The following is a 10,310-nucleotide window of genomic DNA, read 5'->3' as shown; positions in this document are numbered from 1 at the left end:
CGTTTCGACGGTCCGGCCTTCACCCGGTGAGCCGGCCCGACGACCCTCAGCCGCGCAGCTGCGGCAGCACGTCGCGCTCGTAGATCGCGAAGAACCCTTCCTTGTCCGGGCCGACCTGCTGCACATAGACCTCGTCGATGTCGGCGTCGAGATACTTGCGCACCTGCGCGACGTGGGTGTCGGGGCTCGGACCGGAGGCGATGGTCTCGCCGACCTGGTCGGGGGTGACCAAAGACATCAGCGCCGCGAAATCCTTGGGCCGCGGCAGGATTTGGGCCGACTGTCCGGGCAGGGCGTCATTGGCCCACAGCTTGTGCGCGGCCGCCAGCGCGGTGTCGGGGTCCTTGTCCCAGCTGACCTTGGTGCCGGCCTGCACGGGCTTGTCCCCGCCGCCGGACTCCCGGAATGTCTTGACCAGGTCGGCTTCCGGGGTCACCAACACGAAGCCGTCGCCGATGCGCCCCGCCAGCTTGGCGCCCTGCGGGCCGAAGCCGGAGACGTAGATCGGCACCGGTTGTTCGGGCCGCGTGTAGATGCGTGCCTCCTGCACCTCGTAATGCTTGCCGTGGTGGCTCACCTCGTCACCGCGGTGCAGCAGCCGGATGACGTCGACGGCCTCCTCGAGCATCTCCTGGCGCACTCCCACCGAGGGCCACGGGTCGCCGAGGACGTGCTCGTTGAGCGCCTCGCCGCTGCCGACGCCCAGCACGAAGCGGCCGTCGAGCTGCACCGCGGCGGTGGCCGACGCCTGGGCGAGGATCGCCGGGTGGATCCTGATGGTCGGGCACGTGACCGCCGTGCTGACCGGCAGCGAGGTGACCTCCGACAACGCCCCGATGACGCCCCACACGAAGGGACTCTGGCCCTGCTCGTCGTTCCAGGGGTGGAAGTGGTCGGAAATCCACAGCGCGTCGAAACCGGCCGCCTCCGCCCGCTTGGCTTGGTCGATGAGCTCCTTCGGTCCGTACTGCTCGCAGGACAGGAAGTATCCGATCTTGGTCATGACCGCCGGTTACCCGCTGGGCGCCACGCTAAGCGCTGGTGTGCGGTTTACTCCCCTGCGGCGGCGGGAATCCTCGCTTGTGCCGTCGCCCGAGCTCGATCCCGACACTTCCGCTCCGGCGGAATCCCCATATCGGACAGGTGGATTCGCGGCGTTGCGCGATTATGCGCCCATCGGGGACGGGCAGACGGTGGCGCTGGTCGCGCGGGACGGTGCCATCGACTGGTTCCCGATCCCGCATCTCGATTCACCGCCGGTTTTCGCGGCGCTGCTCGACGAGCCCAACGGCGGCCGCCTGGACCTGTCGCCCACGGTGCCGTTTCGCACGCAGCGGCGGTATCTTCCGAAAACCAACGTGCTGGAAACGACTTTCGTCACCGAGTCGGGCAGCGTACGCGTCACCGACGCGCTGAACATCGGCTTCGGCGGCCGGTTACCGTGGACGGAGTTGGCCCGCCGCGTCGACGGCATCGACGGCGAGGTGCCCATGCGCTGGCGGGTGGCGCCGGGGACGTCGTTCGACTGCATGTCGCCGTGGGCGCGGCAAACACCGCACGGCAAGGTTTTGCGAGCCGGGGCGCTGAATTTAGGGATCTGCCTGTCGGACAACGTCGAGGCCGAGTGGACCGACCAGGCGGCGTGCGGCACGTTCACCGCCACGCCCGGTGAACGCCAGCTGATCGGCGTCGTGGCGTCGGACTCCGAACCGCTGATGCTGTCCCTGGCCCGCGACATCGACCAGGGCCTCGACCGCACCATCGACCTGTGGGGCAATTGGTCGGGCCAGTTCGAGTGCACCGGCGACTGGGACGAGGCGGTGCGCCGCAGCGTGTTGTTGCTCAAGCTGCTCATCTTCAGCCCGACCGGGGCGATCGCGGCCGCCGCGACCACCTCATTGCCCGAACGGCTTTCGGGCGGCAAGAACTGGGATTACCGCTTCGCGTGGATACGCGACGCGGCCTACACACTCAGCGCCATGCGCCGCTTCGGGATTCGCGAGGAGACGCACGCCGCCGTCAGCTGGCTGTTGCGCACCGTGCGCCGCCATGGGCCGCAGCTGGACGTCTTCTACCGCCTCGACGGCTCCGCCCCTCCCCCGGTGCACGAGTTCGAGGCCGCGGGCTGGCGCGGGATCGGGCCGGTCGTCACCGGGAACCGCGCGGACGGTCAGCTGCAGCTGAGCATCTTCGCCGACCTGTTCGACACCGTTCGGCTCTACGTCGACGGGGGCCATGTCCTGGATACCGAGACCGGACACCTGCTGGCCGGCTTCGCCGACCGGGCCTGCGACGCCTGGCGGCACCGCGACGCCGGCATGTGGGAGTTGCCGGAGCAGGAGCACTACACCACCTCCAAGCTGGGCTGCTGGCAGGCGCTGCGCTGCGCGGTGTACCTGGCCGAGCAGGGTCAGATCCCCGGTGATCCGAGCCGGTGGGCCAGCGAGGCCGAGCGCATCCGCGAGTGGGTGCAGCGGCGCTGCTGGTCCGACGAGCTCAACAGCTACGAATGGTTCCCCGGCAGCGGCAAGCTGGACGCCTCGATCCTGTTGCACGCCGGCAGCGGCTTCGACCAGGGCCCGCGCATGTCGTCGACCATCGACGCCCTGCGGCGCGAATTAGGTTGCGGGCCTTTGCTGTTCCGTTTCACCGGCGCGCGCGAGGAGGATCACGAGGGCGCCTTCGTCGCGTGTTCGTTCTGGGCCGTGTCGGCCCTGCATCACGTGGGCAGGACGGACGAGGCGCGCAAACTGATGGCCGAACTCGTCGAGCTCACCAACGACGTGGGCGTGCTGCCCGAGATGATCGACACCGACGACGATTCCTTCCTGGGTAACCTCCCCCAAGGGCTGAGCCACCTGGCGCTGATCGGCGCCGCGCTCGACCTGGAATCCTGACCGCTGCGCCCGGGGCCGCTTTCGATTCGCGCCGCCGCGGCACCCGTTCCCGCCACCGGCCCTAACCGCCGGGCGGCCGGGGCGGCGCCACCCGCGCCGCGCGGCACCTCCTCGGGACCACTACGACATGTGCCCGCCTCGCAGCGACAACGGCGGGTTCACCCGCCGTCCGTCCGATCCGCGGCCGGGCGCGGCCCGCGTTGTCGCTATGAGGCGGGCACTTTCACCGGCCCTCCCGGCGAGGGGCTGGAGTGGCTGGGTGGGGCGGGCGGGGCGGTGGAGCCCGCGGAGGCCGGACCCAGCGGCCCGCGAGAATAAGTTCGCGATAGAGAAGAATATAATTCTCGCTGAGCGAGAGACGCCTTACGATGTCCTCGCCGACACCTGACGAGGGGAGTCCGTCATCGACGCCTGGATCCTCGACGCGGTCCGCACGCCCCGGGGGCGGGGCCGCCCCGACGGCGGCCTGCACGACGTCCACCCGCAGGCGTTGTTCGCCCGCTGTTTGACGGCCCTGCAGGAGCGCAACGGCTTCGACCCCGCCGACGTCGACGACGTGATCGCGGGCAACGGCATCCTCAGCGGAGACCACGGCGACGACATCGCGCGCCTGTCGGTCCTGCTGGCGGGCTGGCCGCAGACCGTGCCCGGCATGACCCTCAACCGCTTCTGCGGCTCGGGTCAGCAGGCCGTCACCGTCGCGGCGTCGGCGATCGCGGCGGGCAACGAGGACCTGGTGATCGCCGGCGGCGTGGAGTCGATGTCGCGCTGGGACGTCACCGCCGGCGTCTCGACGATCGACGGCGGAAACCCCGACCTACGGGCGCGTTATCCGACCGTGCCGCAGGGCGTTTCGGCCGATCTTATCGCCACGCTGGAGGGTTTCGACCGCGCCGCCGTCGACGCCTACGCCGCGCAAAGCCAGAGCCGGGCGGCCGCCACGATCGACCAGGGCCGGTTCGACCGCTCGCTGGTCGATGTCGCCACCCCGCGCGGCGCCTGCGGCCGTGACGAGCATCCGCGCCCCGGCACCTCCGCCGAGGCGTTGGCACGCCTCAAGCCCGCGTTCGCCGCAATGGGCGACACCCGCGCCGACGGGGAAGCGCACACCTTCGACGAGATCTGCCTGCGGCGTTACCCCAGGATCGATCGCGTCGACCACGTCCACCACGCCGGCAATTCCTCCGGCGTGGTCGACGGCGCCGCGGCCGTCCTGGTCGCCTCGCCCACGTGGACGCGCGCCCACGGGTTGAGCCCCCGCGCGCGGATCCGGGCGGCCACGGCCGTCGGCAGCGAACCGATCATCATGCTCACCGCGCCCGGCCCGGCGGCGCAGCGCTGCCTGAACCGCGCCGGCATGACGGTGGCCGACGTCGACCTATGGGAGATCAACGAGGCCTTCGCCGCCGTCCCGCTCAAGACCATCCGCGACCTGGACATCGACCCGCAACGGGTCAACGTCAACGGCGGCGCGATCGCGCTGGGCCATCCCATCGGGGCCACCGGGGCGATGCTGATCGGCACCGTCCTCGATGAGCTCGAACGACGGGATCTCGCAACGGGTTTGGTGACCATGTGCACCGGTGGCGGAATGGGCACCGCGACCATCGTCGAGCGGGTGTGACGTGCCGGAGACCATCGAGCTGGCGCGGCCGCACGACGGCGTCACCGTGCTGCGCCTCAACCGCCCACAGCGGCTCAACGCCATCGACGAGGCGATGCAAAGCGAATTACGCGGCGCGCTGGCCGAACTCGCCGACGACCCCGCCGCGCGCACCGTCGTGCTGACCGGCGCGGGCCGCGGTTTCTGCGCGGGCATCGACATGCGCGACTTCGGGCCGTCGATGCTGGAGGCCACCGCACCGGCACTGGATCGGATGCGCTTCCAGGAGCGGATGGCCGCGCTGGCCGAAGCCGTTCGCGCGTTACCGCAACCGGTGATTGCCGCGGTCAACGGCCCCTGCGTCGGGGCCGGACTGGCGCTGTGCCTGGCCGCCGACATTCGAATCTGCTCCCGTGCGGCCACCTTCGGCAACGCCGCCATCCTGCTCGGGCTGTCCGGCGCCGAGATGGGTATGAGCTATCACCTGCCGCGCATCGTGGGCACCAGCGTCGCCGCCGACTGGATGCTCACCGGGCGCACGGTGTCGGCCCTCGAAGCGGATCGGCGCGGACTGGTCAGCGAGGTCGTCGAGCCGGACCGGCTCGACGATCGGGCGCTCGAGCTCGCCTCGCTGATCGCCGCTCACTCTCCCCTCGGCGCGCGAATGACCAAGCGCGCCTTGCAGGTCAACACCGACGCCGCGAACCTGACCGCCGCCCTGGAGCTGGAGAACCGCAACCAGGTGATCTCGCACGCCACCGACGAGGCGGCGGCCCGCCGCCAGAAGTGGTCGTCGTGACTGGCCGAACCGCTCCCGCCTGAAGAGAGGACGTCACATGTCGTGGGATTTCTCGACCGACCCCGAGTGGTCTGGCCAACTCAAATGGGTCGAAGACTTCGTGCGCGAGGAATGCGAGCCGATCGACCTGATCGTCAAGGAATCGCATGACCTCAACGATCCGGTGCGCCAGGCGCTCATCCCGCCGCTACAGGAGGTCGTCAAGGAGCGTGGTCTCTGGGCCACTCATCTCGGGCCGCACTTGGGCGGCCCGGGCTACGGACAGGTGAAGCTGGCGCTGCTCAACGAGATACTGGGCCGCTCGGAATGCGCCCCCATCGTGTTCGGCTCCCAGGCCCCCGATTCGGGTAACAGCGAAATCCTCGCGCACTACGGCACACCGGAACTCAAGGCGCGCTACCTCGAGCCGCTGCTGGACAACCGGATCGTCTCCTGCTTCTCGATGACCGAGCCACAGGGCGGGGCGGATCCCAAAGTGTTTCGCACCACCGCGGTGCCCGACGGCGACCACTGGGTCATCAACGGCGAGAAGTGGTTCTCCTCGTTCGCCTCGATGGCGTCGTTCCTCATCGTCATGGCCATGACCGACCCGGATGCGCCGCCCTATCAACGCTATTCGATGTTCGTGGTGCCGGGTGACACCCCAGGCATCAACGTGCTGCGCGACGTGGGGCTGGGCTACCAACCGGTGGGCGGCGGACGGGAGGGTTACGTCCGCTACGACAACGTCCGGGTGCCCGCGGATCACATGCTGGGGCCGCGGGGCGGCGCGTTCGTCGTCGCGCAAACCCGCCTCGGCGGGGGGCGGATTCACCACGCCATGCGCACCGTCGGCCTGGTCCGGCGGATCTTCGACATGATCTGCGAACGCGCGGTGTCCCGGTATACGCAGGGCGAGGTGCTGGCCAACAAACAACTCGTGCAGGAAATGGTCGCCGACTCGTGGATGGAGATCGAGGCTTTTCGGCTGCTCACCCTCCAAACAGCTTGGAAGATCGATCAATTCAACGATTACAAGGCGGTGCGCGCGGACATCTCCGCGGTCAAGGCGATGATGCAGAAGGTGCTGCATGACGTGTCGTCACGCGCGCTGCAATTGCACGGCTCGCTGGGCACCACGCACGAGATGCCGTTCGTGCAGTACCTTGTCGAATCGTTCGTGCTCGGCCTCGCCGACGGGCCGACCGAAGTGCACAAGGTGACGCTGGCCCGGCTGCTGTTGAAGGACCGCGAGCCCTCGCCCGATGTGTTCCCCACCGAACATCTGTTGCGCCTGCGCGCGGCCGCCGAGGCGAAGTTCGCCGACCGGTTGGCGGGTATCCCACGCTAGTCACACCGATTTGGTCACGCCCACGTAGGACAGCACCACGTCGGAGAGGTCGGTCATGCGGGTCAGCACCGCGTAGGAGCGGATGAACGACTGCCCGACGCACCCGTCGATCTTGACGTGGAAGTTGCTGATCATGACCCAGGGATTGGCGCCCTTGAACTGCTTCTTGATCACCGGCACCACGATGACGAGGCCCGGTTTGAGGCCGATGCTCATGACACCGTTGATCGGGGTGGAGACGTAGGGCAGCAGCGGCGGCAGCGTGCCCGTGGTGTCGAAGGTAGGGCTGACGCCCGGGATGATGCCGGCGCCGCCCTCCATGATCACGCCGTTCGACGTGCTCATGTCGATCCCGCACCCGATCTGGTAACCGACCTCGAGCACGCCGTGCGGCTCCTCGGAACCGCGCAGCGACCCGACGAAAATGCCGCTGGCCATGTACTCCCGCGACGCCACCGACGTGGTCAGCGGCGGCACCGGGATCTGCGTCTCGTCCTTCGCGCCCAGACCCAGGGTCCAGCCGTCGGGGGTGTTCAGGGTGACCGGCGGGTTCGACGGCACCGCGCCGCCCGCCGGTGGTGCCGGGGCCGCCGCGCCGGCCGGCTCGACCTCGGGCTCGGCGCCCGTGGCGGGCGCGGTCATCAGGGCGAGCGTGACGCAGGCGGCGGCCACCAGGACGCGACGAGCGACGACGGCGATCGGCCTCACGGACGACAACGTACGCAGCCTCCTCGCCCGGTCTCGGAATTTGCTGGCCGCCCGTTCGAAGATGTTGTGCCTTCGTGACTCTTATGCGACGTGGGCGGCGCGGGTAGAATCGGCCTCCAGCTCAGCACGGCGACAAAGGGGGCCGCGATGGCATTTCGCAGGCGCGCCGGTGTGCTGCTCGCGGGTTCGCTGACGGCCGCGGCGTTGACGTGTGGTGCCGGCACGGCGCTGGCCTCGCCCGACCCCGGCCAGCCGCCCGACCTGCCCTCGATCGACGAATGGCAGATCCAGTTCCCGACGACGATGACGAACCCCCTCGAAGACGCGGTCGGCTCCTCGGGCGACTGGGGTGGCGTCGGGATGTATTGCGAGAACCTGCACGCGAATTGCGGCTGACCGCCGCGTCAGTCCAGCGACGCCCGCGCCCGCTTGAGCAAACCGGGCAGCGTCGCCGCCATGCCTTCCAACGCGGCGTTCGGCGCGCTTCGCCGCCGATTGTGTTTGACGATCAGCGACCAGGTGGCCGCGGACTTGAAACAGGCCAGCGCCTCGAACCAGCCCAGGTCGGAGACTTCGGCGCCCACCTCGGTGCGGTAGAGCGCGACGAGGTCGGCCAGAGCCGGGACGGCGGCCGCCGAGGCGGGAACGCGCCGGTAGGTTTGCGGGTCGCAGTTGATCAGGAACCAGCCGACGTCGATCCGCGGGTCGCCGACCGACCAAATCTCCCAATCGATGACGGCGTTCACCGCGGCGCCGCAGGCCAGCAGGTTGCCGAGCCGAAAGTCGCCGTGCACCACGCTGGCCCGCATGGGCACCGGGGCGCACCGCGCGAGCGCGTCACGCACGTCCTGCCAACCGGGCACCAGCGCGGGGTCGACGGTCTGCAGCGTGTCGGACCACCGCCGCACCTCGGCGATCGGGTCGACGACCGCTTCGTCGCCCAGGCCCAACCGCTCGGGGGGCAGGCGGTGCAGCGCGGCCATGACCCGGCACGCGGCGCGATACCGCTCGTAGACGTCTGGCGTCGCCGGGAAGCCGTCGAACAGCGGTTCCACGCAGTCGCCGGCGACGCGCGACATCACGAACAGCGGCGGCACCCCGGGCGGATTCCCGGGGTCTTCGTGTAGCACCTCGGGGACCGGGACTCCGCTCCCGGCAAGGGCTCTCATAACGCCTGCCTGGCGCAGCACGTCGCGGTGGGCCACCGGCGCGACGCCGGGCGGCGCGACCTTGATCACCACCGGCCGGCCACGCAGGGCGCCGGCGAAGGTGAGGCTGGAGGCTCCCCCGGACAGCGTCGTGACGTCGCCGACACCGGCGCCGCCGAGCCGCCGCCGCAACGCGTCGAGGTCGAGCTCGGCCCTCACGGCGCGGGGACCGGCCAACCGACCTCGGCCAGGAAGGACTGGGTGTGGGCGATGCGCCCGGTCAGCGTCTTGGGGTCGCCGGTGCACAACCGCAACGCGGTCTCGGTGATCAGGGCGATGTCTTCGGTGTCGGTCTTCGCCAGATCCAGCGTGCCGGCACCGGGGGTCGCCACCGGGTTGGTCGGCGCAGCGGCGTTGACCGCGATGCCGTCGTCGTACAGTTCGGCCGCAAGGCTTTTCGTCAGCCGGTTCAACGCCGCCTTCGCCGTGCCGTAGACGCCGAAGCCCGCGACGCGGTCGAAGTCGCTGAACGGCGGTCCGGCGGGCAGCTCGCCGCCCACCGAGGTCAGGTTCAGGATCCAGCCCCGGCCGCGCTCCCGCATGGCGGGGATCGCCAGTTGACTCAGGTGCAGGGGACCTACGAGGTGCATCTCCAGCATCAGCCGGACCCGTCGTTCCGGAAAGCTGTCGAGGGGCCGCAGGAAGGTCACCGCCGCGTTGTTGACGAGGATGTCCGGGGCACCGACCGCGTCGACGACGGCCGCGAACAGCCGCTCGCGTTCCTCGGCAGCCGAGAGGTCCGCCGGCACCGCGATGGCTTTTCCGCCGGCGGCCACGATCTCGTCGCGGGTCTGGCTCAGCGATCCCTGATACTTCGGGTCCGGGTCCGCCGTGCGAGCGGTCAACGCGACGGTGGCGCCGCGCTCGGCCAGCCGCACGGCGATCGCCTTGCCCAGTCCTCGACTACTGCCGGTGACCAGGGCCACCTTGCCGTCGCAGCGTTCCGCGCCCACGGTCGACCTCCACACTCCACACGGTGAAAATGGCTTCTCCATACCAGAGAATGCCATTTTCACCGTCGCGGCGGAAGCGTCAGGCTGACGCCGGGCGGCGCCGGGCGAGCACGGCGTCGGCCGAGTACCGGCCGGCGCCCAGGAACACCAGCAGGAAGAACGCGAAGCAGAACAGGATCGCCAGCGCGCCGCCGTTGCCCGCGGGCGGATCGGAGACGGGCCACAGCGCCTTGGGCTGATGCATCCAGAAGTAGGCGACCGCCATCTCCCCCGAGGCCAGGAAGGCGGTCGCGCGGGTGAACAGCCCGGCGGCGATGAGTAAGCCCGCGACCAGTTCGATCAACCCGGCGTACCAGCCGGGCCAGGAGCCCGCCGCGACGGGAACCGGTGAAGGTACCGGCCAGCCGAACAGGCTTCTCGAGCCGTAGGCGGCGAACAGCAGCCCGTAGACCACGCGGAACAGACTCAGCACGGCCGGCGCATAGCCGGCGAGGCGGTCGTCGAGGCGACCGTGGGAAGCGTCATTCACAGTGCCGAGGTTACGGTCGCGGCGCACGCCGGCGGCGCAGGCATCGTCGGGTACACATACATATTCGGTGTGCACGCGAGGAGGCGTCGTGACGTATCTGCTCTTGTTGGGCGCGATCTTCGCTGAGGTCGGCGCGACCAGCCTGCTCAAAAGCACGGAGGGCTTCAGCCGGCCGTGGCCCACCGTCGGGTGTCTGGTCGGCTATGCCGCCTCGTTCGCGCTCCTCGCGGTGTGCATCTCGCGGGGCATGCAGACCGACGTCGCGTATGCGCTGTGGTCTGCG

General features: G+C 69.8%; 11 protein-coding genes. 6 read left to right on the top strand and 5 right to left on the bottom strand.

Annotated elements, in window-relative coordinates; translation table 11 throughout:
• Window positions 1–46: 46 nt before the first annotated feature.
• Window positions 47–1,003, bottom strand: a complete 957-nt coding sequence (locus A5714_RS08605) for an LLM class F420-dependent oxidoreductase (protein WP_068284549.1) — start codon at window positions 1,001–1,003, stop codon at window positions 47–49.
• Between the two features lie 154 nt (window positions 1,004–1,157).
• On the opposite strand from A5714_RS08605, the gene A5714_RS08600 reads away from it, so the two are divergent.
• The 4 genes from A5714_RS08600 to A5714_RS08585 all read left to right on the top strand — a co-directional run bounded on the left by A5714_RS08600 (window position 1,158) and on the right by A5714_RS08585 (window position 6,629).
• The gene (locus A5714_RS08600; RefSeq protein WP_068284547.1) at window positions 1,158–2,897 is read left to right on the top strand and encodes a glycoside hydrolase family 15 protein; all 1,740 of its coding nucleotides are present in this window, start codon (window positions 1,158–1,160) and stop codon (window positions 2,895–2,897) included.
• A gap of 415 nt (window positions 2,898–3,312) precedes the next feature.
• Window positions 3,313–4,521 (top strand): acetyl-CoA C-acetyltransferase, encoded by a 1,209-nt coding sequence (locus A5714_RS08595; protein ID WP_197513619.1) that lies wholly within the window; start codon window positions 3,313–3,315, stop codon window positions 4,519–4,521.
• Between the two features lies 1 nt (window position 4,522).
• Window positions 4,523–5,299, top strand: coding sequence for an enoyl-CoA hydratase/isomerase family protein (locus tag A5714_RS08590; protein WP_068284542.1), 777 nt, complete (start codon window positions 4,523–4,525; stop codon window positions 5,297–5,299).
• A 37-nt stretch (window positions 5,300–5,336) separates the two neighbouring features.
• Entirely contained in the window at window positions 5,337–6,629 is a 1,293-nt protein-coding gene (locus A5714_RS08585; protein WP_068284540.1) for an acyl-CoA dehydrogenase family protein, read from the top strand.
• On the opposite strand, the gene A5714_RS08580 is transcribed toward A5714_RS08585, so the two are convergent.
• Window positions 6,630–7,271, bottom strand: coding sequence for an MspA family porin (locus A5714_RS08580; RefSeq protein ID WP_068284553.1), 642 nt, complete (start codon window positions 7,269–7,271; stop codon window positions 6,630–6,632).
• A 213-nt stretch (window positions 7,272–7,484) separates the two neighbouring features.
• Here A5714_RS08580 and A5714_RS08575 point away from each other — a divergent pair, with 213 nt between their 5' ends.
• The gene (locus tag A5714_RS08575) at window positions 7,485–7,733 is read left to right on the top strand and encodes a hypothetical protein (protein ID WP_068068249.1); all 249 of its coding nucleotides are present in this window, start codon (window positions 7,485–7,487) and stop codon (window positions 7,731–7,733) included.
• 8 nt (window positions 7,734–7,741) lie between these two features.
• Here the strand turns inward: A5714_RS08575 and A5714_RS08570 are convergent, their stop codons facing one another.
• The 3 genes from A5714_RS08570 to A5714_RS08560 form a co-directional block, all read right to left on the bottom strand.
• Window positions 7,742–8,704, bottom strand: a complete 963-nt coding sequence (locus A5714_RS08570) for a phosphotransferase family protein (RefSeq protein ID WP_068284552.1) — start codon at window positions 8,702–8,704, stop codon at window positions 7,742–7,744.
• Complete coding sequence (locus A5714_RS08565) at window positions 8,701–9,498, bottom strand: SDR family NAD(P)-dependent oxidoreductase (RefSeq protein ID WP_156747231.1); 798 nt, start codon at window positions 9,496–9,498, stop codon at window positions 8,701–8,703. Before A5714_RS08565 ends, A5714_RS08570 begins: the two co-directional genes overlap by 4 nt.
• 79 nt (window positions 9,499–9,577) lie before the next feature.
• Window positions 9,578–10,027 carry a DoxX family protein gene (locus tag A5714_RS08560; RefSeq protein ID WP_068284551.1) on the bottom strand — a complete coding sequence of 150 codons (450 nt, stop codon included), beginning with the start codon at window positions 10,025–10,027 and terminating at the stop codon, window positions 9,578–9,580.
• 88 nt (window positions 10,028–10,115) lie between these two features.
• On the opposite strand from A5714_RS08560, the gene A5714_RS08555 reads away from it, so the two are divergent.
• The coding region (locus A5714_RS08555; RefSeq protein WP_231975838.1) for a multidrug efflux SMR transporter at window positions 10,116–10,310 on the top strand (195 nt) is incomplete at its 3' end.

It is taken from the genome of Mycobacterium sp. E2462 (genome assembly GCF_001672685.1).
In the GTDB taxonomy this organism is placed as follows: Bacteria; Actinomycetota; Actinomycetes; order Mycobacteriales; family Mycobacteriaceae; genus Mycobacterium.
Note: the sequence above shows the minus strand (reverse complement) of the source record. Positions and strands in the feature narration are given on the sequence as shown.